Genomic DNA, 23124 nt, shown 5'->3' on the forward strand with positions numbered 1-23124 from the left:
CACCTATTTCTACCCCGTTTTTTTCACACTCTACCCCTCCCCCCCGCTCTTCCGTTGGGGGCCGCGGGTCGCGCGGCCGCCCGCCGCGGGGGTCGGGCCGCGCGCGCCCCACGTCCGCGTACCGGGTCAGGTACCAGAAGACGCGGCCGCTCGACGGGCCCACCTGGCGGTGGAACGGGGCCTGTTCCCGCATGCGGTGGAACAGCGCGTGCGGGTCGGGGACGTGCCGCGGCGCGGCCGGGTCGAACGCCTGCTCCTGCGTCGTCGCGGTCATCGCCGCCTCCTCAACCGCCCCGGCGGGCCGCCGGCCGCCGAACGCGACTCCCGGAGACGTGGCTCCCGGGGACGCGACTCCCGGAGACGTGGCTCCCCTGGGCCGCCGGCCGGGGGGCGTGGTGGCCGAGGAGCGCCGCCGTCAGGCGCCGGTGGCACGTCGCCCGCTCTGAACGTCCAGCGCGAAGAACCTCCGGGTGGCGCGGCCGAGCTCCTCGGCGCTGTTGTAGCCCCGCCTGGCCAGCTCGACCTGCGCCGATGATCCGTCCCGCCGCCAGTGGCGCAGGAAGATCCTGCCGGAGATCTCCGGCGGCGGCACCACCAGCCGGCCGCGGGACCGCTCGGTGGCCTCGTCGGCGCGGGCCACGGTGTCGGCCCACTCCCGCAGGCGGCCGGTGTCCCGGACGTGCGACAGGACGGCGGGCCGCCAGTCGGCCGACTGCCAGACCGGCCACACGCGCACCATGACCAGCCGCAGCAGCTCGGCGACGGGGAGGGCGGCCGGCTCGGCGTCGGTGAGCCATGCGGCCAGGCTCGGCGGCAGGTCCTCCCCTTCGGCGACGCCGAGCCGGGCGCGCGTGTACGCCTCGAGGGCGGCTCCGCTCTCGCCGGCGAAGTCGCGCAGCAGCCCGGACAGGACCTCCTCGTGCAGCGCGGGGTAGCCGGGATCGAACAGCCGGCCGGCGGTCAGCAGGTCGAGATCGGACATCCAGCGGCCCGGCGCGTACTCCCGCCGGGAGCGCCGTCGCAGCACCTCGTTGTGGGTGATCCCGGTCAGGACGGCCCCCGCTACCCGTGATCCGGGCGATCCGGACACGGCCGGCTCGGGACGGCGGTCGCCGGCGGTACCAGGCGCCTCAGGCTCCGGCCGGGCGGCCTCAGGCGCGCCGGCGGCTCTTAGTGCGGACAGGGCGTCGCGGCGTTTGAGGTCCCACTCCCCCGAGCCGATCATGCGCTCGAGCGCGGCCAGGGCGTCGCCGGCGTCCGGGCCGAGCGCCTCCCCCATCTCCCGCCAGGTCCGGTGCGCGAAGGGCCGCTCCTTGGCCGCCCGCACGATCCGCTCGCCGATCGCCGCCGGGACCAGGTCCGTCCTGGCCCCCTCGCGGCAGCCGTAGCGGATGTTGACCATCGCGACCGTGCCGGCCGGGTACCCCAGGGACGCGGGACCGTGCAGCACCGCGACCTCGTCGTCGCCGTCGACCTCGCCGGTGGCGTACATCCGGTGGACCGTCCCGACGCCGCGCATGCCGTACGGGCCGAGTTCCGCCGCCCGCAGCGCGCCCATGCTGGCCGCGCCGATGACCTCGACGCCCTCGCCGAGCAGCCAGAGGATCTCCTTGTGCCCCACCGACAGCCGCTCGCGGTAGTAGCCGTCGATGATGACGGCGGTGTCGCCGCGGGTCCAGTCCTCGGCGAGCAGGTCTCCCCGGGCCACCGGGGGGCGCACCCGCGCTCCGGGGACGACGTCGCGGATCTCGTCGGGAGAGATCGTCGGTCCGGCGTAGACGACCACCTTGGCGCTCACTACATCACCTCCGGTCGGACGCGGCTTCCCGGCGCCACCACTTTGACCACCGGGACCCCGATGTCCTCGTGGGTCAGGTCGACCACCAAGGGCGCGTGGGAGAAGGCGATCGCGGCGCGCTTGACCACGTCCTCCAGGTCGTCGACGAGGCTTTCGTGCGCCGTGAGCGCCGGGACGGCCTCGGCGGCGGGGCCCGTGGAGGGGTCCGCGGCGGGCCGCGCGGCGGGCTTCGGGCCGGGGGCGTCGTTGAAGCCGGCGTCCAGGTCGTCCCGCGCGCCCGAGACGTACCCCAGCCTGGTCTGCGCCGCCTCGGTGACGGCGCGGGTGAGCGCGATCTCGGAGCTGAGGTGGCAGCCGAAGCCGGTGAACGCCGGAGGGTAGTCCTCGCAGGTGATCCGGGCGAGGAAGCACGGAAGGCCGGTGGGCGAGGGCACCGACCTCACCTCCAGGCGGACCCCGGCCCGCTCGATCATCGAGCAGAGCCCGTCGACCACGGGCGAGCCGAGCGACCGCGGGTCGGCGCGGACGCCCATGTCGCCGCCCCCGGTGAGCGCCGCGGTCATGGCGTCTCTCTCGACCACTTCGTACAGCGCGTGCAAGATGGCCTCGACGAGGGTGTTCCCGCTGGCCAGCCCGTTGGAGGAGGCGAAGAACGCCGGCGGGTTCCACCCCGTCCTGCGCTCGAGCGAGAGCGCCACCGTGGCCAGGGGGACGAGCGTCTCCGAGCCGTCGACCAGGGATCGGGCGGTCACCCAGTCGACCGGCAGGCCGTCGTGCAGGACGCTCGGCTCGCAGCGCGGCAGGTCGCGGACGTCGTAGCCCAGCCGGTCGCCGACGTCGCGGGGGGCCGCCGTCACGGCCGGCGCGAGGGGCCGCTCGGCGTGCCAGAGCTCGACCGACTCCATGATCGCCGACAGCCGGGCCAGCTCGGGGGTGATGCCCTTGCCCTGGGACACCGCGAGCGTCGCGGCGGCGGGGCGGACGGCCTGGAAGGTCGGGATGCCGATGGTGTCGAGACGGGTGATGTCGGCGACCCTGGTGACGCCTACCTGGCGCGCCGCGCGGGCGGCCATCGCCATGGTGGCCGCGGGGTCGTGTGCCCTGTCGGTGCCCGGCAGCCTGACCTTGGCCCGGTCGGACTGCGAGAAGATCCACGAGAGGGAGGCTGTGCCGGTCCGCATGCTGTTGCCCCTGTCCACGGTGGCGGCCCGCGAGCCCGCGGCGACGGCGGGTCCGCCGCGGGCTCGCCCGGTCAGATGTTGCCCGCCCGGGCGAGCAGGGCGCGCCCGGCGACGGCGTAGCTCACGGCGGCGATGACGGCCAGCACGAGCAGGTTCTGCCACGCGGCGGCGAAGCCGAACACCGCCGCGTCGCGCATCCCGTTGATCGCGTACGTCAGCGGGTTGACCACCGACACCCACTGCAGCACGGTCGGCATGCTGTCGACGGTGTAGAGGGAGGGCGCGCTGAAGACCAGCACGAGGAGCGACACGTTCGTGCCCACCATGAAGGTCTGGAAGTCCCTGATGGTGATCGCCGCCGCCAGGTACAGCCCGTTGATCGCGATGGAGGCCAGCGTGAGGGCGGCCAGCAGGCCGGCCCAGCCCTCGGCGCGGAAGGGGAAGTCGAAGATGAGCACGGCGACGCCCAGGGCGACCAGGCTCTGCCCCAGCACCAGCGAAACCCCGGCGAGCAGCTTGCCGAGCAGGAACCGCGAGCGGCGCATCGGGTAGGACCACAGCTGCGTCGCGACCCCGCTCAGCTCCTCCTGGAACAGCGCCATGCCCGAGGTGCCCGCGGCGCTGACGACCGACATCGCCAGCACCATGGGGAGCAGGAAGATCGCGAACCGCAGTGGGACGCCCTTGTAGTCGATGACCCCGACGAGGTTGCTCAGCGAGGTGTTGACCAGCAGCAGGTACACCAGCATCGGTGACAGGCTGAGGACCAGGTTCACCCGGTTGCGGGCCAGCAGCGCGTACTCGCGGTAGAGCACCGCGAACAGGTCGGCCGCCTTGGCGGTCGGGGCCGGGGGGACATTGTGGAAGGTCAGCTCGGCGCTCATGTCACCCCTCGTTCTCGGTCATCCGCAGGAAGACCTTCTCCAGCGAGTCCATGGCGGTGGAGACGCCCGAGATGGCGACGCCGGCGTCCTGGCAGTGCCGCGACAGCGCCGGAAGCACGTCCTGCACGCGGGCGCCGTGGACGCGCACCGCCGAGTCCTCGGCCGTGGCCGCGAACCCGGCCGCCTCCGCCCAGGCGGCGACGGCCCGGCCGGCCTCGGGGTCCTCGACGGTCACCAGCATGTGGGTGCTGCCGAACTCCTCGACGAGCTCGCGCGGCTTGGCGAAGCGCAGCACGCGCCCGTGGTCGACGACCATGACGCGCTGGCTGTTGCGCTCCAGTTCGTCGATGTGATGGCTGGTCCACAGCACGGTCGCCCCGTGCTCCTCGCGCAGCCAGGTCACGAACCGCTCGACCTGGTGGCGTCCGGCGACGTCGAGTCCGGCGGAGGGCTCGTCGAGGATCAGCAGCCGGGGGATGGTGATCAGCGCCCGGACGAGCTGCAGCCGCTGCCGCTGACCGCCCGACAGCTGGAAGCACAGCTGGGACAGGACGTCCTTCAGCCCGAGGAACTCGGCCACCTCCATCGTCCACGGCCGGACCTCGCGCCAGCTCAGGCCGCGGAACCGCGCCGCGATCCGCAGGTTGTCGATCGCGGGGAGCATCATGTCGAACGGGCCGGACTGGTGCATCGCCCCGATGTTGGTCTTGGCGGCGACCGGCTGACGGGCCGGGTCGGCGTCGAACACTCGGAGCCGGCCGGAGGTGGGGGTGGTGACCCCGCAGATCATCTTGATCAGGGTCGTCTTCCCGGCGCCGTTGGGGCCCAGCAGCCCGATGGTCTCGCCCCGGGCGATCTCGAAGGAGACGCCGTCCACGGCCGGCCTGTCGCGCCGTGGATAGCGCTTGGTCAGGTTCTCGGCCGTCACCACGTCGCTCGACACAGCCATAGCCATCACTCCGCCCTTCGCCGCGGCCGTTCCGGCGCGGCAGACGCGTTCATCGCCCGGCAGCCGGGCGTCGGTCCCTTGGCGGCCTCCGATATGGGCCCGGCCATGGGCTCGGCCATGGGCGCCGCCGAAGGCGCCGCCACGGGCGCGGCCCCGGCCCCGATCCGGCGGCCGGGCCGCCGGATCGGGGCGTGGGGCCGCATCCGCCGGCTAGTTCTCGGCGTTACCCGATCCGGACCAGAGCCCGCAGGCGCACAGCATCGCGGCCTCGAAGCCGTGCTGCGCCGCCTCCGGCCTGTTCCATCCGCCGTCCAGGGAGTGGGCCAGCACCTCGGGCACGAGCCCGGGAACCCGGTTCTTGAGTGAAATGAGCAGATTGGCTTCTTCTTCGGTCAAGGTGGCTAATGCCGCCTCAAGTCCCGGCGCCGGTGAATCGCCCAGGATTCCGGCTTCACGCAGACTTCGCTGCGGGTCGAAGGCCATGCCTCCCCCTTTCCGTCGGGTGCGAATTGGACTGCAGGTGAAGTATGGCCTCGCGCCCCGCGGCCGGCACAACCCCACGAACGTGGGCGTATTCCCCGTTCGACGGTAAGGGAAAGGGAAACGGTTCCGCGCCACCTCTCCATGGAAGCGGCCCGGGACGCTCTCCGCGGGCCGGTCGGACGGCGCCCGGCGCGGCCTCGGACCTGGGGAATCAACCGGCCGCATGGTTACGCCATACCGATGATTAACCGTGCCCTTCTAGCGTCAAGGCCAGAGGCCCCAGCAGGGCGCCTCGCGGTCAAGGCGATTCGATCCGGGACTTCTTATGAAACATGTTTCCGATGGCCTGATGGACGATCGCGACAGATTGCTGGTCGTCCTGCTGGCCAGTGGGTACACGACGACGAGAATCGCGCGCGAGATGCGCCTGAGCAGGTACACCGTGGCCGAGCGGATCAGCAAGCTGCTCGACCGGTTCGCCTGCAGCAACCGAAGCCAGCTCGTGGCGTATTCCTATGTTCACGAGCTGCTGCGGGTCGGTATCTGGCCGCCTCGCGCCGTCGAGGCCGGCCGTCTGGAAACGATTTCCGGGGGCTCGTGAACGTGAATACACCGCGCGGTCCGGCCTTTTATGGCCGCGCCCGCGAGCCGCAGCGATATGCCCACGATCGTGGGGTTGTATCGCCCGTCTCATTCGCGGACATACTCGAGCCACACCCAATTTCCTCCCAATAGAGAGGTGAAGGCATGGCCTTCGACCCGAGGGAAGCGCTGCGCGAGGCCGGAATCCTGGGCGGCCCGGTGCCCGAGGACCTCCAGGGGGCCTTCGCCTCCTTGAGCCAGGAGGAGACCGAGCTGCTGATCTCGCTCAAGAACCGGATTCCCGCGATCCTGCCCGAGGTCCTGGCCCACTCCTTGGAAGGCGCGGAGTGGGACAGACCGGAGGCGTCGCAGCACGGCTTCGAGGCCGCGATGCTCTGCGCCTGCGGGCTCTGGTCGGGATCGGGACAGAACTAGCCCGGACGACTCGGCGGTGCGGCCCCGGCGGTCCCGCCTCCGGTGGCCGCACCGCGCCGGAGCAGGGACCGGGGCCGCACCCGCGGTCGCGGACGTGAAGGGAGCCCGGATGCCCGGGAAGCTGGCGGGAAACCGCGCGTTGTTCGACGTGCCGCACGACCTCACCTACTTCGTGAACGGCGCGGACCACCTGGTCGTCAACCCGCAGGCGGGCGGCCGGTGCGTCCTTTCCGCCCGCGAGTTCGCCGTCCTGCGGGCCCTGGCGCGTCCCGGGGCGGGCGGGGAGCCGGCGCCGCTGGAGGACTCCGCCGAGACCGAGCGGACCCTCGCCAAGCTCATCTTGAACTGGGTCGTCTACTACAACGGCAACCGCCCGGAGATCAGGATCAGGGAGGCGCCGCTCCGCACGGCCTACTACGCCATCACCGACGGGTGCAACCTGCGGTGCCCCTACTGCTACGCCTCCTCCGAGAAGTGCCTGCCGGGCGAGCTCGACACCGCCGAGTCCCTCGACCTGGTCTCCCAGATCGCCGGCTTCGGGGCCGAGGTGCTGATCTTCACCGGCGGCGAGCCGATGCTCCGCAAGGACCTGTTCCAGATCGTGGAGCACGCCAAGTCGCTCGGCCTGAAGTGCAACATCATCAGCAACGCCACGATGATCAGGACGCCCGCGCTGGCACAGCGGTTCGCCGAGCTCTTCGACGCCGTCACGGTGAGCGTCGACGGCGGCACCGCCGAGTCCCACGACCGCACCCGGGGCGCCGGCTCCTTCGACCGGACCCACCGCGCCCTGCGGCTGCTCAACGACGCCGGCGTGGTGCCCAGGATCAACCACATCGTCACCTCCGACAACGTCGAGGAGCTGGAGCAGTTCGCGACGTTCATGGACGGCCTGGAGGTGCACAGCATCCGGCTGATGTACCACAACAAACTCGGCCGCGGGACCGGTGACGACTACGACTTCGGCTGGGAGGACCACCTGAGGATCCAGCAGATCGCCTGGACCTCGCCGGTCGCCGGCAAGCTCAAGCCGGACGGGCCGCGCATCGTGACCCCGTGCTCGGTCAAGGGCAACTGCGGGATGGGCGGCAACGAGATCTACATCAACTCCCTCGGCGACGTCTACCCGTGCAAGCTCATCACCGGGCGTGCGGAGTTCGCCGGAAACGTCCGGCAGCGGCCGCTCTCGGAGATCTTCGCCAGTCCCGTCCTCGGGGGGATGCGCAGGAGCACGGTGTTCGGCGGCGACTACCACTCCGACTGCGCGAAGTGCTACATCAAGGCCTCCTGCGGCGGAGGTTGCCGCGCCGCCCACATGTCGGAGTCGGGCGACCTGCGGCGCAACAGCCGCCACCTGTGCCGGATCCTGCGGCACGGCGTGGTCACCCAGCTCTGGCAGGAGGCCGGGGTCGGCCGCGCCGAACTGGCCGCGAACGACCTGGAGATGACCACGCCCCGCCTGGTCGCCGGCGACGACGTCCACCCGGTCTTCGACGACTGGAAGGGCTACGTGCCCGTCTCGCCCGGGGCCGTCAAGGTGGGCGAGCTGCTTTCCATCACACCGGTGTAGAGGAGGTGGAGTGTGACACTCCAGATCAGTGAAGCGGTGGTGTGGCAGGAGACCGCGGACGGCGTCTCGCTGTACCACACAGAGACCGGGGACTTCCGTACCCTGAACGAGACGGGCTCCCGCATCTGGATGCTCGTCGCGAGCGACGGCGAGCGCGAGCCGGTGGTCTCCAAGCTGTCGGGCGAGTTCGCCGGCGGCAACACCGGGATGCTCAGGCGCATCCTGGTGGACGTGCACGAGTTCATCGGCTCCATGATCGAGAACGGCCTGATCGAAGAGCGCCTGTCGTGAGCCGCCCGGCCGCGGCGGCGCGCGGCACCCCGGCCCGGATCGCCGCCCGGTCCCCCGTCGGGGACCACGTCGCGGACCACGTCGGGGATCACGTCCGGTCCGCCGCGCCGGCTCCCGTTCCATGACCACCGCGGTGGTCCTCGGCGGGGGCTTCGCGGGAGTGCTGACCGCCGCCGTGCTCGCCCGGCACGCCGGCGAGGTCATCCTGGTCGAGAGCGACCACTACCCCAGCGGCCCCGGCCCCCGGCGCGGACTGCCGCAGGCCCACCACACCCACGTGCTGGTCACCGGCGGCGCGCGGGCGTTGCGGGCGCTGCTCCCCGGGACGCTGGAGGAGCTGTACGCCCGGGGCGCCCACCGCCGGAGCCTGCCCGGCGAGGCACTGATCCTCACCGCCGAGGGGTGGTACCGGCGCCACCACACCGAGTCCTACCTCATCTCGTGCAGCCGGGCGCTGCTGGACCACGTGGTGCGGCGGCGGGCGCTGGCCGGCGGCGCCGTCCGCGTCCTTGCGGGCACGCAGGCGCTCGGGCTGACCGGCGACGCCACCCGGGTCACCGGGGTGCGCGTCCGGCGCGAGGGCGCCGCGGCCGAGACGATCAGGGCGGACCTGGTGATCGACGCGACCGGGCGCAGGTCCAGGGCCCCGCGGTGGCTGGCCGAGCTCGGCGCGCCGCCGGTCGAGGAGGAGACGGTGGCCTCGGGCCTGGCCTACTCGACGCGGCTCTACCACGCCCCGGCCGACCCCGCCGACCCCGCCGACCCCGCCGCCCGCGCCGCCGCGATGCCGGCGATCGTCCTGCACCCCCGCCCGACCCCGGGACGGCCGGACCAGGGGGCGACGCTCTACCCCATCGAGGGCGGCCGGTGGATCGTGACCCTGACCGGCACCCGGGGCGGCGAGCCGCCGACCGGCGAGCGGGAGTTCGCCGATTTCGCGCGCTCGCTGCGCAGCCCGATCGTGGCCGAACTCATGGCGGCGGCCGAGCCCGCCGGCCCCGTCCGGCCCTACCGCGACACGGCCAACCGGCGGCGCTTCTACGAGCGCGCGGCCCTGCCCGACGGCTTCCTCGCGATCGGCGACGCGGTCACCGCGGTCAACCCGATCCACTCGCACGGGATGTCGGTCGCCGCGCTCAGCGCCCTCCGGCTGGACTCGGAGCTGGCCCGGCGCGGAATCGGGCCGTCGGTCTGCCGCGAGGCGCAGGCCGCCGTGGCGGCGGAGGCGGACCGGTCATGGCGGATGGCGGCCGGACAGGACGCCCGGCACACCGGCCCCAGCCGGGAGGCATCCGGGGACACCGGACCTGGCCGGGCAGCCCCCCGGCGGGCAGGTCCCGGACAGACGTATCCCGGACAGGCGGGACCCGAGCGGACAGACCCAGGGCAGGCAGGTCACGGGCAGGGAGGTCGCCGGGAGGCGACGGCGTTCGAGCGCCAGGTCGGCGCCCTCATGGCGCGGGCGGCGCTGGACAGCCCCGAGCTCGCCGCCGCGTTCTTCCGCGCCCACACCCTGATCGAGGCGGACGCTGACCCCTCTCCGCCATCCCGCTCGGCGATGGGCAGGCCGCGGGCCCCGCTCACCGCCGAGCAGGCGATCGCGCAGTACCCGGGGCTGGACGGATTACGGCGGTCCGGGGCCGCGCCCGCACGGCCCGGGCGCCCGCCGACCTCCGGCCGCGGCCAGGACGTGCCGTCGGCCGGCGACCACGTGAGCACCGTGTGAACCGTGCCGTGTGAACGGTGTGAAACCGGGTGAACCGTGCCGTGTGAACCGTGAGAACCGTGTGATGGGAGAGGACCACATGAGCCCCGAGACCGCCGCGCGCATCCCGCGTGAGCTGCTGTTCGGCAATCCGGTGTACGTGGCGCCCGTGATCTCCCCCGACGGGACCCTCCTGCGCCATCTCGCGCCCGACGAAGGCGTGATGAACGTGTGGGTCGGCCCGGCGGACGCCCCGGACCAGGCGAAGCCCGTGACCCGCGACCGGGGGCGGGGCATCCGGGCCTGCGGCTTCTGCCACGACGACCGCACCCTGTTCTACCTGCGCGACCAGGACGGCGACGAGAGCTGGCGGCTGTACCTGGTCGACCTCGGCACCGGGGAGGAGCGCTGCGTCACGCCGTTCGACGGCGTCCAGGCCCGCGTCCTGGCGCACAACCGGTGGCACCCGGGCACGATGCTGGTCGGGCTGAACAAGGACCGGCGCGACCTGCACGACGTCTACCGGCTGGACCTGGCCACCGGCGAGCTCACCAAGATCGCGGAGAACCCGGGCTACCTGACCTGGGAGATCGACACCGGCCTGCGGATCCGCGGCGGCACCGCGATGAACCCCGACGGAAGCTCCACCATCCACCTGTCCGGCCCCGGCGGAGGCGAGGCGGCGCCCTGGCTCGACGTGCCGCGCGAGGACGCCATGGGCACCCACATCGCCGGGTACTCCCGCGACGGGCGGACCTTCTACCTGCTGTCGTCGGTCGGGGCCAACGCCTCACGCCTGTTCGCGGTGGACGCCGCGACCGGGCGGCGGACCCTGCTCGCGAGCGATCCGGTCTACGACGTCAGGCGGGTCGAGATGGACCCGGCGACGCGCGTGCCGCAGGCGGTGGTGCTGGGCAAGGACCGCGAGGAACGGGTGTTCCTCGACGAGGACTACGCCAAGGCGATCGACCGGATCCGCGGCGAGCTCGCGCTGCTCGGCGTCGACGGCGAGATCTCCGTCGACCGCTCCGACCGCGCCGACCGGCGCTGGACGGTCACCGTGGTGTCCGCCGACCGGCCGGTCGGGTTCTACCTGTTCGACCGGGCCGACGGCCGCCTGCGCTTCCTGTCGGACCACCAGCCGGGCCTGGCGCGCCACCGGCTGTCCGCCATGGAGCCGTTCGTGTTCGCCGCACGCGACGGGGTCGAGGTGCACGGCTACGTGACCTGGCCGGCCGGCGCCGCGCGGCGGGGGCTGCCCGCCGTGGTGAACGTGCACGGCGGGCCGTGGGCGCGCAACTCGTGGGGGTTCGACGAGGAGGCGCAGTGGCTGGCCGACCGGGGCTACGCCTGCGTCCAGGTGAACTTCCGCGGCTCGTCCGGGTACGGCAAGGACTTCCTGAACCTGGGCGCCAAGCAGTGGGGCGGGGCGATGCACACCGACCTGCTCGACGCGGTCGGCCATCTGGCCGCCGGCGGCTCCATCGACGCCTCCCGGGTCGCGATCATGGGCTGCTCCTACGGAGGGTACGCCGCGCTGGCCGGGGCGGCCTTCACCCCCGAGGCGTTCGCCTGCGCGGTCGACCTGTGCGGCCCGTCGAACCTGCTGACCCTGCTGGCAGGAGGGGCCGCCTACATGCGGCCGCTCATGTCCTTCATGCACGCCAACGTGGGCGATCCCGCGACCGAACGCGAGATGCTCTGGGAGCGTTCCCCCCTGTCGCGGGCGGGCGACATCGCCATCCCCGTGCTGGTGGCGCAGGGAGCCAACGACGTGCGGGTGCCGCGCGAGGAGGCCGAGCAGATCGTCGCCGCGCTGCGGGCCAACGGCGTGCCGCACGAGTACCTGCTGTTCCAGGACGAGGGCCACGGACTGGGCAGGCCGGAGAACCGCGAGACCTACTACGCCGCCGTGGAGCGCTTCCTGGCCCGCCATCTGGCATAGGCGGACCCACGGGCCCGCCATCTGGCACAGGCGGACCCACAGGCCCCACACCCACGACCGGCCGATCACAGGGACGCGGAGCCGGCAGGCCGATCTACGGCATCTTCTCCTTCCGGGCGCTCGGACCGCCGATCCGGAGGGCGGACGGCGGCCGGCGTGGGCCCGCAGGCGTGCGGCCCCGGTCCACGGCGCCCATCCACGGCGCCCATCCACGATGCCCATCCACGGTGCCCATCCACGATGCCCGGAGGCGGGCGGGAGGCCGGTAGAGTCCTGGCGTGGAGCGAGAAGGCGTGGCCGGGCTGCTCGCCGGCGCGGGGGTGGACGCCAGGCGCCACCGCAGGGCGCTGGCGCTGCTGTGCGAGGGCGGGTGGTGGACGCTCGCCGACCTGGTCCGGGCCACCGCCACCTCCCGGCGCGGCGTCGAGGCGCTGCTGCGAGTGGTGTCGCCCGAACGGTCCGGCGAGCGGTTCCGCCTGGCCCCCGAGCAGATCCGCGATCTGCGCGCCCTGCTCGACGACGACCCCGCCGCGGCCACGCCCGTCGTGCCCCACCCCGCCGCGGCCACGCCCGTGGTGCCCCACCCCGGCGCCGGGTCCTCACTCGCGGGCCTCGGACCGGCCGATCCGGTGGGACATCTCCTTCCCGGTTACGGGCAGGTGGTCGAGCGGCTGGAGAAGCTGGTCGCGGGGGCTCCCCGGGGGCGGCACGTGCTGGACCACGTGGCCGCGACGCCGGAGACGGTCGTGCGCAGGGCGCTGCTGCTCGGGGCGAGGTTCTGGCTGCCGGGGGCGCGGCTGCTGTGCGTGGGCGACCACGACCTGACCTCGCTGGCGGTCAAGATGATCCATCCCGGCACGGAGGTCACGGTCGCCGACGTCGACGAGCGCATCCTGGCCTACATCGACGAGCAGGCGCAGGCTCTGGGCTTCACCGTCCGCACCCTCTGGGCCGATCTGCGGCTCGGCCTGCCCCCGGCGGCCCGCGGCCAGGCCGACCTCGCGCTCACCGACCCGCCCTATACTCCCGAGGGCGTCGGGCTGTTCGTCGCCCGGGCGGTCGAAGGGCTGCGCGAGCCGGAGGAGGGGCGTGTGCTGCTCGCCTACGGCGCGAGCGAGCGCACCCCGATGCTGGCGCTGAAGGTGCAGAACTCCCTGCACGAGCTGAACCTCTGCTACGAGGCCGTCTACCCCGACTTCAACCGCTACTTCGGCGCGGAGGCCATCGGCTCGGCCGCCGACCTGTACATCCTGCGCCCCACCACCAAGACCCGGCCCGCCGTCGCCGCCCGGGTCGACCGCTACGGCACCGGCATCTACACCCAGGGCCCCCAGTCGGTCGAGTCCCGCCCGGCCGCCGCCGGCGCCGCCGATCCCGGTCCCGGCTTCGAGCCGGGGGTGCTCGTCGGCGACTGGCCGAAGGACGTGCTCCCCGGCACGCCGCGTGCCCGCCTGGCCACCTGGCTGGCCAAGCCGTACGCCGCCGCTCACGACCGCGCCGCCGTCTTCGTGCCTGCCGGCCTGGAGGCCGCGCTCCCCCGCCTCCTGCTGGCCACCCGCGCCGGCCACGTCCGGGTCCGGCTGGCCGAGCCGCCGCGCGACCTCGACGCGCTGGCGGAGCCGCTGTCCCCGGTCTACCGGCTGACCGCCGGCGGCGCCGTCCTGGACGCCGTGCGGGTGGACCCGCCCGCGGACGCGACGGGACGCCTGTTGCGCGCCATCCTGGACAACGCGCACGGCAAGCTCGCCAACACCTGGCGCGAGGGGCTGATCCGCGCACGTCCCGAGCTCACCAAGAAGCAGGCCAGAGCCGTCATCGGCGAAGCCGCCCCGTGGGCCGGCGAGGTCACCGTCCTCGAACTGCCCCTCCACCGCCTGCGCGACCTGCGCCCGGCCGTGGCCGCCTCACTCGGCGCTCCCGTTCCCGCCTGATCACCTCGTGCCCGTCTGATCACCTCGTGCCCGCCGGGGCGCGTACGCGCCGGGCCGATCGTGCCCCGGGCCGTGCGCGCGGCCCGGGCGCCGGTGGGGTGGACGCGGCGGCGGTCAGGTGACCTCGCGCTTGGGCGGTGACCAGGTGTCGCAGGCGCCCGCGCGGGCGGAGCGGTAGCCCTTTCGCAGCCAGCGCAGCTGTGTCGGCATGGCGCCGTGGTCCTGGACCGCGCGGTCGGAGATCGTGCCCTGGTAGATGTAGCGGAACAGCGCCCAGGAGGGCATCGACCGGCGCAGGGCCCCGATGCCGACGCCCGCGAAGCACTCGGCCTGCAGCTCAAGGCGCCTGTTCACCGTGTCCCGCTTGGCGAGCGACCCGGCGTCGTCGTAGGCCTCGCCCATGTAGTCGGAGATGTAGGCCATGTTCTGGACATGGTGGCCGTACTCGTGGGCGACCACCTCGGCCAGGTCCGCGGCGGCCGCCGGGTGCAGGTCGTACCGCTCGACGATCACGTAGAAGGTCCGGGTCTGGTCGCAGTAGGTGCCCTTGGCCCCTTTGGCGGGCATCAGCCCGCAGTCGCGGTCGCGGACGCGGTGCCGGACGAAGCGGCGCGGGGGCAGCGTGTAGTAGATCCTCGCCAGCGCGAACTGCCGCGCCCAGACCCGGTCCAGGCAGGAGGCGACCGCCTCCATGTACTTTTCGGCCGACGGCCACCGGCCCGCTCGGATCGCCGGGACGCGGCACCCGCCCCGCGCCTTGGCGACGGCGTACAGCGGGTTGCCCACCGCGGCGATCCGGCCGCGCGGAGGCAGGATCGTCTCCGACTCCCGCTTCTCGGCCCGCGCGAGAGGCACCCGGGCGGGCGCGGCGGCCACCGTCACCCCCGCGGCCGGCCCCGCGATCGCCCTCGCCGTCCCGGACTCCGTCCCCGGCGCCGTTCCGGACTCCGTGCCCGGCGCCGTTCCGGCCAGGATCACCGTCCCCGTCACCGGCGCCGGAGCCGGAGCGGGAGCGGGGGTGGGGGAAGGCGCGGGCGCGGGCATCGGTGCGGCGGCGGGGACGGTCTCCGGCGGCCGGGCGGAAGCGGGCACGGGCGGGCACGCCGGCACCGTCTGCCCGGCGTCGGCCGCCAGCAGGACGCACGCGACCAGCAGCGGGAGGAGACGGCGCATGATCGCGAAGTTTAAGCGCCGTTTATTACGAAATGGCGGTCAGCATTACCGATATAACGAGATAGCGCCGTCCACCGGGGCGAGCGTACGAGCTCGCTCAGTCGCGGGCCATCGCCTCGAGGGTCTCGATCATGTGCTCGCGCAGTTCGGTGAGCCGCACGTCCAGGATCAGCGAGGCGATGCCGGGATTGTTCTTGATCATCTCACGCAGGCCGCTGTACCCGGGGCCGTGGACGAAGCTGTGCCGCACGACCGTCTGGCCGGGCTCGTCGCCCGGCACCAGCTCGTAGTGCCAGCGCGACGAGGGACGCTCGGGGTCGCCCTCGGGGTCGAGCACGAGCCATCCGAACGTGTGGTTCTCCTCCACCTCGGTCACCACGCAGGTCACCGTCCAGACGCGGTCCTCGCGGCGGTTGGTGCCCTGGAACCGGGTGCCCTCGCGCACCTCGGCGTCCGCGGGGTCCACCCAGGCCCCGTGCTCGCACTCGGGACTGAAGTCCCCGATGCGCGGGACCGCCGTGATCCTGTCCCACAGATGCTCCGGTGAGGCGTCCACGGTGACCTCCAGGTCCACCCGCGCGCCCGTGACGCCGTAGTCCTCCATTGCCGACCTCCGCGTACCCGTCCTGGCCATCGGTCCGGTGCCCACCTCGCGATGAGGGTCCCTCGAACAACTATCGTGCGCAAGGGGGCCGGACGTTGCGGTGCGGCCGGTGCATAGGGGCACAAGTGGGGTGACCCCGCGCGCTCGGGGCGTGATCAGAGATCGGGGGCCGCGCCGTCCATCATGGGGCGCACCTCGACGCCGGTGTAACGGGCGTCCGGGATGAGGGCGGCGAGCTCGACCGCTCGCTCCCTGTCAGGGCATTCGACGAGGTAGTAGCCGCAGAAGTGCTCCTCGGCCCCGGCATAGGGCCCGTCGGTCGCGTGGACGGCGCCCTGGCGCACCCGGACGGCGGCGCCGGTGGAGGGGTCGGCCAGCGCCTCGGTGCGGATCATCTCCCCCGACTCGGTGACCATCGCGACGAAGCGTTCGTGACCGGCGAAGATCTCCCGGCGCTCACGCTCCGGAAGCGCGTCCCAGGTGACGGGGTTCATGTAGATCATCAGCATGTACTTCACGGGCGCGCTCTCCTCGGCCCGGCGCCTCTCGCGGGCGCCTCACACCGGGGGGTCGGAGCCGCCGCGGCGTTCTCGACATCCGGGAGCGCTTCTCGCGCCGCCGGGTCAGGTGGGATCGTCGGCCGAGGGGCCGGTCGCCAGGGGGTTGCAGGTGCGCAGCTCCCAGTGGCTGATGGCCGGGTCGTTCAGGACCTGGGCCACCGTGGCCTGGATCTGGTCGCTGGTGGTGTCGTCCGCGGTGTCGACCCGAATGACGATCTCGCCGTTCGCCTGCCGGAGGTCTTTACGCCATTTGTCGGGCAGCAGGGCCAATATCCGGATGCCGTCTATGGGGGAATTGGCCGAAGGCTGCGACGTGGCGGCGCGGTGCATCGTCAGCTCGACCAGCATCGTCACCCGTCCCTCGTTCAGTCCCAGGTGGTGCCCGGGATGCCGGTGGTACAGCGGCCTATGCCGCCGGTACCGCCGATGCTACCCGAGAGGGCGGACACGACGATCGAGATCGTCCGTTTCGCCGGGAATGACGATGTCTGCATTTCCTTTTCCATTTCCGAAGGACGCGCAATTCGTCCGCGTGCAAATGACCGGGGATTCGACCACCGCGGCCGGCGAACCGGCCCGCGTGGCCCCGCCACCGGACGGGCGGATGGACGGCGGCGGCGCGACGGACACGGCCCGGCGGCGAGGCGGCGGGCACGGCCCGCTCACGTCCCGCCGCCCCCGCGCCGCGGCCCGCCGTCCCCGCGCGCACGGCCGCCGTTCCGGGCGGCCCCGCCGCGGCCGGCCGGGTCAGGCGAAGAGCTTGGCCAGCCAGTCCTGCCAGGCCTGCTCGACCTTCCTCGGGTCGGCCTTGTCGGCGAAGATGTGATGTCCCACCACGACCGTGTCGTGCTGGCCGCGGATGAACCGGTACAACCCATCGCCGGTCCGCACCCCCAGGAAGTCCGGCGCCACATAATCGGCCACCCCCTCGATCGGCGCGAAGCCCTCCGGCGTCAACCGCACCCGATCGCCCTGAACGACCTTCCCCGACAATCCCAGACCACGCTCCAGCACCGACCACACCGGCTCCACCCCGCCGCCACCCGGCCGCGCCGCGAACACCACCAGCGCGAACTGACCGGGAAAATGCGTCAGATACTGGTCCAGCGTGTGCAGATACATGTCCCAGCCGCGCTCCAACGCCTCCACCTCCGCCTGCCATCCATCACCCAGAACACCGGTCTGCGCCAGCCGCAGCACCGTGCTCTCCTGTCCTTCGCCTTCAAGGAGGAACTCGAAGGCCATGTAGGTGCCGTCCTCGCTCTCGGCGCCGCGGAAGGCGAAGCGGCGCCCCGGCTCCCACGCCGTCACCGTCGCCTCCACCGGGAAGTCACCGAAGAACTGCACCGCCTTGCCGCCCACCCACGGCTCGACCTCATTGCGGCCCAGGAACCAGGAGTTCAACCCCGGCCCGCTGGCCACCGCCTCCCACACCTGCTCGGCGCTCGCCCGCAGCTCGATCTTCTTGCGCACTTCGAACGGATGCGTCATCACGACTCCCCTGGCCCTCGATGCCTTGTCGCCCTGGCCGTCGCCCCGGTGTCGGGGCCGCGTTCCGGCCATGGCTCTACGGTCGCACCGAACACTTTTTTTGTCAAGACTACGATAGTTGTCGGCTGATGGGCATACGGAAAGACCGGCCCGCCCGTGCGGCGAACCGGTCTCTACCAGCAGCTTTCTAGGCGGACTCGCGCACCACCAGCTCGGTGGGCAGCACCACGGGGTCGGCCTCACCACCTTCGAGCAGGCGCAGCAACAGGCGCACCATGGCCGCCGCCTGCTCGCGGAAGGGCTGACGGACCGTCGTCAGCGGCGGCTCGGTGTAGCGGGCGGCCTCGATGTCGTCGAACCCGACGACCGCCACGTCGTCCGGCACCCGGCGGCCCGCCTGCCGCAGCGCCTGCAGCGCCCCGATGGCCATCAGGTCGTTGGCGACGAACACCGCGTCCAGCGCCGGGTCGTCCTCCAGCAGCTGCCGCATGGCCACCGCCCCCGACTCGCGGGTGAAGTCGCCGATCGCCACGATCGAGCGCCGGTCGGACCCGTGCAGCACCGACCGGTAGCCCGCCAGGCGGTCCTGACCGGCGATCATGTCGGGTGGCCCCGCGATCGTGGCGATGCGCCGCCGCCCGCGTTCGAGCAGGTGGCGCACGGCCGTCTCGGCGCCGCCCACGTTGTCGTCGTCGACGTAGGGCAGGTTGACGTTGACGGCGGGCCGGCCGTAGGACACCGCGGGGACTCTCATGCGGGTGATCGCCGCCGGCAGCGGGTCGGCGCCGTGCATGGAGATCAGCATGACGCCGTCCACGTGCCCGCCGGTCAGATAGCGCTCCACCCGGGCGTGGCTCGTCGGAGTGCCCGCCAGCATCAGCAGCACCTGCTTGTCCGCGGCCTCCAGCTCGGCGCTCGCCGAGCGGATGACCGTGGAGAACATCGGGTCGTCGGAGAACACCCTGGTCGGCGGCTCGGACACCACCAGCGCGATCGAATCGGTCCGCTGGGTGACCAGACTGCGCGCCGCGAGGTTCGGGACGTAGCCCATCTCCTCTACGGCGCGCATCACCGCGTCGCGGAGCTCGGCGGTGACGGTCGTCCCCCCGTTGACCACCCGGGAGACCGTGGCGCGGGAGACCCCCGCCCGTGCCGCCACGGCCTCGAGAGTAGGTCGTCTCATACCTGTGTCCTCCAACGATGCTCGTCTACGTCGACTCCCTGACCACCAGCTCGTTCTGCATGATGACAGGCTCTCCGGGCTCTCCGTCCAGCAGCCCGAGCAACAGCCGCGCCGCGGCCGCCGCCTGGTCGCCCATCGGGCTGCGCACGGTGGTCAGCGGCGGCGCGGTGTACATGGCGGCCTCGATGTCGTCGAAGCCCACGACCGCCACGTCGTCGGGCACTCTGCGCCCCGCCTCCCGCAGGGCGTGCAGGGCGCCGATGGCCATCAGGTCGTTGGCCGCGAACACCGCGTCCAGCGCCGGGTCGTCCTCCAGCAGCTGCCGCATCCCCTGCGCGCCGGAGACGCGGGTGAAGTCCCCGATGGCGACGTTCGACCGGCGCCCGCTCTCGCGCAGGGTCTCCCGGTAGCCGGCCAGCCGGTCCTGGGAGGGGATCATGTCCAGCGGGCCGGTGATCGTGGCGACCCGGCGGCGCCCGCGCGACAGCAGGTGGCCGGCCGCGAGCGAGGCGCCGCCCACGTTGTCGTTGTCCGCGTACGCGACCCCCGGCGCGGTCCTGCCGAACGAGACCATGGGCACGCCCATGCGCGCCAGCGCCCCCGGCAGCGGGTCGGGCCCGTGCATCGGGACCAGCAGCAGCCCCGCCGCGTGCCCCGCCGCGATGAACCGCTCGATACGCGCCCGGCTCTCCTTCGACCCCGCCAGCATCAGCGTGACCTGCTTGCCGGCGTCCTCCAGGACGCGGCTCACGGTGCGGACCACCGTGGAGAACATCGGGTCGTCGGACACCACACCTTGGGGCGGATCGGACACGATCACCGCGACCGTGTCGGTGCTCTGGGTCGCGAGGCTCCGGGCCGCGCCGTTGGGCACGTACCCGAGCTCGCGCACGGCGCGCAGCACCTGGTCGCGGATCGCGGGCGTGACCGAGGTCTCGCCGTTGACCACCCGCGACACACTCGACTTCGACACCCCGGCCCGTGCCGCCACCGCCTCCAAGGTGGGTCGTCTCATGCCGGTCCGTTCTCCCTGATGACCTCGCGGTAGTAGATGCCGCTGTCCTTGACCAGCCGCCGCTGGGTGGCGAAGTCGACGTGCACGATGCCGAACCTGCGGTCGTACCCCTCGGCCCACTCGAAGTTGTCCAGCAGCGACCACACCAGGTACCCGCGCACGTCCGCGCCCCCCTCGATGGCGGCGTGCACGGCGCGCAGGTGCGCGTCGATATAGGCGGTGCGCTCGGCGTCGTGCACCCGGTCCCCGGACGCGCCCGCGGTCACCACGTCCTCGAAGGCGGCCCCGTTCTCGGTCACCATCAGCGCCGTCCCGGGGTAGTCGTGCGAGAGCTGGAGCAGCAGGCGCGACAGGGTCTCGGGGACGATCGGCCATCCCATGGCCGTCTTGGGCGCCTCCACGCCGGGGAAGGCGATGTCCTCGCTGCCGGGCCAGGCGGCGTCGGCCGGCTCGCCTCGCTTGGACCGCACCACACAGGGGTTGTAGTAGTTGACCCCGATGACGTCGGTCGGCTGGTGGGCCTCCTTGAGATCGCCGTCGTGGATGTGGCCGGTGCCCCCGTTCCGCTCCAGGATCTCCAGCATCTCGGCCGGGTACTCTCCGAGCAGCACCGGGTCGAGGACCTGCCGGTGCAGCATCGCGTTGGCGCGGGTGACCGCCTCGGCGTCGGCCTCCGACACCGGGGCGTCCGGGTCGAGCATCCCCTCGGGCGTCACCACCAGCGAGGAGTTGACGACCAGCATGATCTCCCGCGCGCCCGCCGAGCGGAGCGCCTGCGTGGCCAGCCCGTGGGCGAGCACGAAGTGGTGCGAGGCCAGCAGCGCCGAACGCGCGTCCGTGCGCCCGGGCGCGTGCACGCCGTTGCCGTAGCCGAGGAACGCCTGCACCCACGGCTCGTTGAGCGTGGTCCAGTGCCGCACGCGGTCGCCGAGGCGCGCGTGCACCACCTCGGCGTACTCGGCCAGCCGGTGGGCGGTGTCCCGCGAGGTCCAGCCGCCGCGGTCCTCCAGCGCCTGCGGCAGGTCCCAGTGGTACAGGGTCACGTACGGGGTGATTCCGGCCGCGACCAGCTCGTCCACCAGCCGGTCGTAGAAGTCCAGCCCCCGCGTGTTGACGGGCCCCGCGCCGTCCGGCTGCACCCGCGGCCAGGACACCGAAAAGCGGTAGGCGCCGAGGCCCAGGTCGGCCATCAGCCGGACGTCCTCGGCGTAACGGTGGTAGTGGTCGCACGCCACGTCGCCAGTGTGCCCGGAGGCCACCTTGCCCGGGGTGCGGGAGAAGGTGTCCCAGACCGACGGCCCGCGGCCGTCGTCCCTGACCGCCCCCTCGATCTGGTACGCCGCCGTCGCGGCGCCCCACACGAACCCTTCCGGGAAGACCGCCCGCCCCTGCGTCGAATGCGAAGCCAGGGTCCCCCGACTGGTCACGGTCATGATCATCCTTTCACGGCGCCTTGCATGATTCCGCCGATTATCTGTTTGCCGAGCAGGGCGAAGACGATGACCAGCGGCAGGGTGCCGAGCGCGGTGCCGGTCAGGCTGAGCGCGTAGTCGCTGATGTAACCCGCCGCCAGCGTGGAGAGCGCGACCTGCACGGTCGGGTTCTCCGGGGTGAGCACGATGAGGGGCCAGAAGTAGTCGTTCCAGGCCGACATGAACGTGAGCATGCCCAGCACGGCCGCCGCGGGCCGGGCGGCGGGGAGCACCACATGCCAGAACAGGCCCCAGGTGGTGCAGCCGTCCACACGGCCGGCCTCCAGCAACTCGGTCGGCAGGGCCCGCGACAGGTACTGCGTCATGAAGAAGACGCCGAAGGCGTTGGTCAGCGCGGGGACGATGAGCGCGTACATGCTGCCGGTCCACTCGAGCTTCACCATCAGCAGGTACAGCGGGATGATGCCGAGCTGGGTCGGCACCATCATCGTCGCCACGGTGAGCAGCAGCAGGACCTTGCTGCCGCGGAAGCGCAGCTTGGCGAAGGCGAAGCCCGCCAGGGTGGAGAAGAACATCACCGACAGCGCGATCGAGCCGGCGACCAGCACGGAGTTGAGCAGCGCCAGGGCGAACGGGACGGTGTCGAAGACGCGGCCGATGTTGGCGAGCAGGTTGCCGCCGGGCAGCAGCGGCGGGGGCACGTCGGCCAGCGCGGCGTTGTCGCGGGAGGCCACCACGACGCTGTAGTAGAGCGGGAGCGCCGAGAAGAAGGCCACCGCGATCAGCGTGAGGTAGATCAGGGTGCGGGCGGGGCCCGCCGTGCGCGGCATCACGTCAGGTTCCCCCTCGTCCGGCGGGTCAGCAGGTAGTTCACGGCCGCGATGACGACGATGAAGAGGAACATCATCCAGGACACGGCCGAGGCGTAACCGAAGTCGAGCTTGACGAAGTTCTCGTAGATGAACAGCGACAGCGTCTGGTACTGCCGGTCGGGGCCGCCCGTGGGGCTGTAGACGCCGAACAGCAGCGGCTCGGCGATGACCTGCATGGCGCCGATCGTGGAGGTGATGACCACGAAGACGATGGTCGGCCGGATCATCGGCACGGTGATCTTGCGGAGCTGGGTCAGGCCGCCGGCTCCGTCGATGGTGGCCGCCTCGTACAGCTCGCGCGGCACGGCCTGCATCGCGGCCAGGAACAGGAGCGCGTTGTAGCCGGTCCACCGCCACATGATCATGACGGAGATGGCGATGTGGGAGGTGGCGGTCCCGGCGTTCCAGTCGATGGCGCCGGCGCCGAACCACGACAGCACCCAGTTGATCAGCCCGTAGTCGCGGCCGAAGAGCTGGCTGAAGATGACGACGACGGCGACGACGCTGGTGACGTTGGGCAGCAGCAGCGTGACGCGGAACAGCGTCTGGGAGCGCAGCGGGCGGTTGAGCAGGTGGGCCAGCCAGATGGCCAGCAGGAGCTGCGGGACCGTGGAGATCACGCCGATGGACAGCGTGTTGAAGGTGGCGTTCCAGAAGTAGTCGTCGCCGAGGAGAGCGCTGAAGTTGTCCAGGCCGATGAACTCGTGGACGTCGGACAGCAGCGTCCACTCGTGGAGGCTCACCCAGGCGGTGTAGGCCAGCGGGAACAGCCCGAAGGCGCAGAACAGCAGGAAGAACGGGGCGACGTAGGCGTAGGGGGACGCCTTGACGTCCAGCCGGTGGGCGAGGTGGCGCCGGTGGGCGCGCGGACGGGACCGCACGGGCGCGGGGGGCGGCGGTGTCGCCGCCAGGTTGTCGGGGGCACGGGTGGCCATGGCAGCTCCTTTCGGCAGGCCATCGGGTCCGGCGGCCGGGCCGCGCCGCCGGGGGCGCCCGGCCGGGGTGGACGGCCGGCGGCGCCGCCGGGGCGGGCACGACT

Annotated in this window: 22 protein-coding genes and 1 pseudogene; 7 read left to right on the forward strand and 16 right to left on the reverse strand. The window is 72.5% G+C overall.

The genetic code is table 11. From position 1 onward, the window contains the following. The 6 genes and pseudogenes from ABZT47_RS28975 to ABZT47_RS29000 all read right to left on the reverse strand — a co-directional run. A pseudogene (locus tag ABZT47_RS28975) lies at positions 1 to 274 on the reverse strand (hypothetical protein); the annotation flags it as partial. 141 nt (positions 275 to 415) lie between these two features. After that, on the reverse strand, positions 416 to 1798 hold the full coding sequence (locus ABZT47_RS28980) for a TfuA-like protein (RefSeq protein WP_354848809.1): 1383 nt from the start codon (positions 1796 to 1798) through the stop codon (positions 416 to 418). Continuing rightward, positions 1798 to 2979 carry a YcaO-like family protein gene (locus tag ABZT47_RS28985; protein ID WP_354848812.1) on the reverse strand — a complete coding sequence of 394 codons (1182 nt, stop codon included), beginning with the start codon at positions 2977 to 2979 and terminating at the stop codon, positions 1798 to 1800. Before ABZT47_RS28985 ends, ABZT47_RS28980 begins: the two co-directional genes overlap by 1 nt. A gap of 71 nt (positions 2980 to 3050) precedes the next feature. After that, on the reverse strand, positions 3051 to 3863 hold the full coding sequence (locus ABZT47_RS28990; RefSeq protein ID WP_354848815.1) for an ABC transporter permease: 813 nt from the start codon (positions 3861 to 3863) through the stop codon (positions 3051 to 3053). 1 nt (position 3864) lies between these two features. After that, on the reverse strand, positions 3865 to 4812 hold the full coding sequence (locus ABZT47_RS28995; RefSeq protein WP_354848818.1) for an ABC transporter ATP-binding protein: 948 nt from the start codon (positions 4810 to 4812) through the stop codon (positions 3865 to 3867). Positions 4813 to 5022: 210 nt separating this feature from the next. Next, a complete protein-coding gene (locus tag ABZT47_RS29000; RefSeq protein ID WP_354848821.1) occupies positions 5023 to 5295 on the reverse strand; it encodes a StsA-related sactipeptide RiPP in 273 nt (90 codons plus the stop codon). A 349-nt stretch (positions 5296 to 5644) separates the two neighbouring features. On the opposite strand from ABZT47_RS29000, the gene ABZT47_RS29005 reads away from it, so the two are divergent. The 7 genes from ABZT47_RS29005 to ABZT47_RS29035 all read left to right on the forward strand — a co-directional run bounded on the left by ABZT47_RS29005 (position 5645) and on the right by ABZT47_RS29035 (position 13754). Beyond that, positions 5645 to 5896, forward strand: a complete 252-nt coding sequence (locus tag ABZT47_RS29005) for a LuxR C-terminal-related transcriptional regulator (RefSeq protein WP_354848824.1) — start codon at positions 5645 to 5647, stop codon at positions 5894 to 5896. A 146-nt stretch (positions 5897 to 6042) separates the two neighbouring features. Continuing rightward, on the forward strand, positions 6043 to 6312 hold the full coding sequence (locus ABZT47_RS29010; RefSeq protein ID WP_354848826.1) for a StsA-related sactipeptide RiPP: 270 nt from the start codon (positions 6043 to 6045) through the stop codon (positions 6310 to 6312). A 109-nt stretch (positions 6313 to 6421) separates the two neighbouring features. Beyond that, a complete protein-coding gene (gene stsB, locus ABZT47_RS29015) occupies positions 6422 to 7882 on the forward strand; it encodes a StsB family radical SAM/SPASM domain sactipeptide maturase (RefSeq protein ID WP_354848829.1) in 1461 nt (486 codons plus the stop codon). A 12-nt stretch (positions 7883 to 7894) separates the two neighbouring features. Then, positions 7895 to 8173 carry a PqqD family protein gene (locus ABZT47_RS29020; protein WP_354848832.1) on the forward strand — a complete coding sequence of 93 codons (279 nt, stop codon included), beginning with the start codon at positions 7895 to 7897 and terminating at the stop codon, positions 8171 to 8173. 121 nt (positions 8174 to 8294) lie between these two features. Beyond that, entirely contained in the window at positions 8295 to 9899 is a 1605-nt protein-coding gene (locus ABZT47_RS29025; RefSeq protein ID WP_354848835.1) for an FAD-dependent monooxygenase, read from the forward strand. 79 nt (positions 9900 to 9978) lie between these two features. Then, positions 9979 to 11823 carry a S9 family peptidase gene (locus tag ABZT47_RS29030; RefSeq protein WP_354848838.1) on the forward strand — a complete coding sequence of 615 codons (1845 nt, stop codon included), beginning with the start codon at positions 9979 to 9981 and terminating at the stop codon, positions 11821 to 11823. Positions 11824 to 12101: 278 nt separating this feature from the next. Next, positions 12102 to 13754, forward strand: a complete 1653-nt coding sequence (locus ABZT47_RS29035) for a bis-aminopropyl spermidine synthase family protein (protein WP_354848841.1) — start codon at positions 12102 to 12104, stop codon at positions 13752 to 13754. A gap of 114 nt (positions 13755 to 13868) precedes the next feature. Here ABZT47_RS29035 and ABZT47_RS29040 read toward each other — a convergent pair whose 3' ends face one another. From ABZT47_RS29040 to ABZT47_RS29085, 10 genes are all read right to left on the reverse strand, one after another. Then, positions 13869 to 14927, reverse strand: coding sequence for a neutral zinc metallopeptidase (locus tag ABZT47_RS29040; RefSeq protein ID WP_354848843.1), 1059 nt, complete (start codon positions 14925 to 14927; stop codon positions 13869 to 13871). Positions 14928 to 15024: 97 nt separating this feature from the next. Next, complete coding sequence (locus ABZT47_RS29045; protein ID WP_354848846.1) at positions 15025 to 15531, reverse strand: SRPBCC family protein; 507 nt, start codon at positions 15529 to 15531, stop codon at positions 15025 to 15027. Between the two features lie 155 nt (positions 15532 to 15686). Beyond that, on the reverse strand, positions 15687 to 16040 hold the full coding sequence (locus tag ABZT47_RS29050) for a YciI family protein (RefSeq protein WP_354849194.1): 354 nt from the start codon (positions 16038 to 16040) through the stop codon (positions 15687 to 15689). Between the two features lie 114 nt (positions 16041 to 16154). Further along, positions 16155 to 16439 (reverse strand): hypothetical protein, encoded by a 285-nt coding sequence (locus ABZT47_RS29055; protein WP_354849197.1) that lies wholly within the window; start codon positions 16437 to 16439, stop codon positions 16155 to 16157. A 399-nt stretch (positions 16440 to 16838) separates the two neighbouring features. Then, a complete protein-coding gene (locus tag ABZT47_RS29060) occupies positions 16839 to 17582 on the reverse strand; it encodes an SRPBCC domain-containing protein (RefSeq protein WP_354848849.1) in 744 nt (247 codons plus the stop codon). A gap of 187 nt (positions 17583 to 17769) precedes the next feature. After that, positions 17770 to 18765, reverse strand: coding sequence for a LacI family DNA-binding transcriptional regulator (locus tag ABZT47_RS29065; RefSeq protein ID WP_354848852.1), 996 nt, complete (start codon positions 18763 to 18765; stop codon positions 17770 to 17772). A 25-nt stretch (positions 18766 to 18790) separates the two neighbouring features. Next, complete coding sequence (locus ABZT47_RS29070; RefSeq protein ID WP_354848855.1) at positions 18791 to 19780, reverse strand: LacI family DNA-binding transcriptional regulator; 990 nt, start codon at positions 19778 to 19780, stop codon at positions 18791 to 18793. Next, entirely contained in the window at positions 19777 to 21213 is a 1437-nt protein-coding gene (locus ABZT47_RS29075) for a GH1 family beta-glucosidase (protein ID WP_354848858.1), read from the reverse strand. Before ABZT47_RS29075 ends, ABZT47_RS29070 begins: the two co-directional genes overlap by 4 nt. Positions 21214 to 21215: 2 nt before the next feature. Next, positions 21216 to 22043 carry a carbohydrate ABC transporter permease gene (locus tag ABZT47_RS29080; RefSeq protein WP_354848860.1) on the reverse strand — a complete coding sequence of 276 codons (828 nt, stop codon included), beginning with the start codon at positions 22041 to 22043 and terminating at the stop codon, positions 21216 to 21218. After that, entirely contained in the window at positions 22043 to 23020 is a 978-nt protein-coding gene (locus ABZT47_RS29085) for a sugar ABC transporter permease (protein ID WP_354848863.1), read from the reverse strand. The genes ABZT47_RS29080 and ABZT47_RS29085 overlap by 1 nt, the downstream gene beginning before the upstream one ends. Between the last annotated feature and the right edge of the window lie 104 nt (positions 23021 to 23124).

This window comes from Sphaerisporangium sp. NPDC005289, assembly GCF_040607455.1.
Lineage (GTDB): Bacteria > Actinomycetota > Actinomycetes > Streptosporangiales > Streptosporangiaceae > Sphaerisporangium > Sphaerisporangium rhizosphaerae.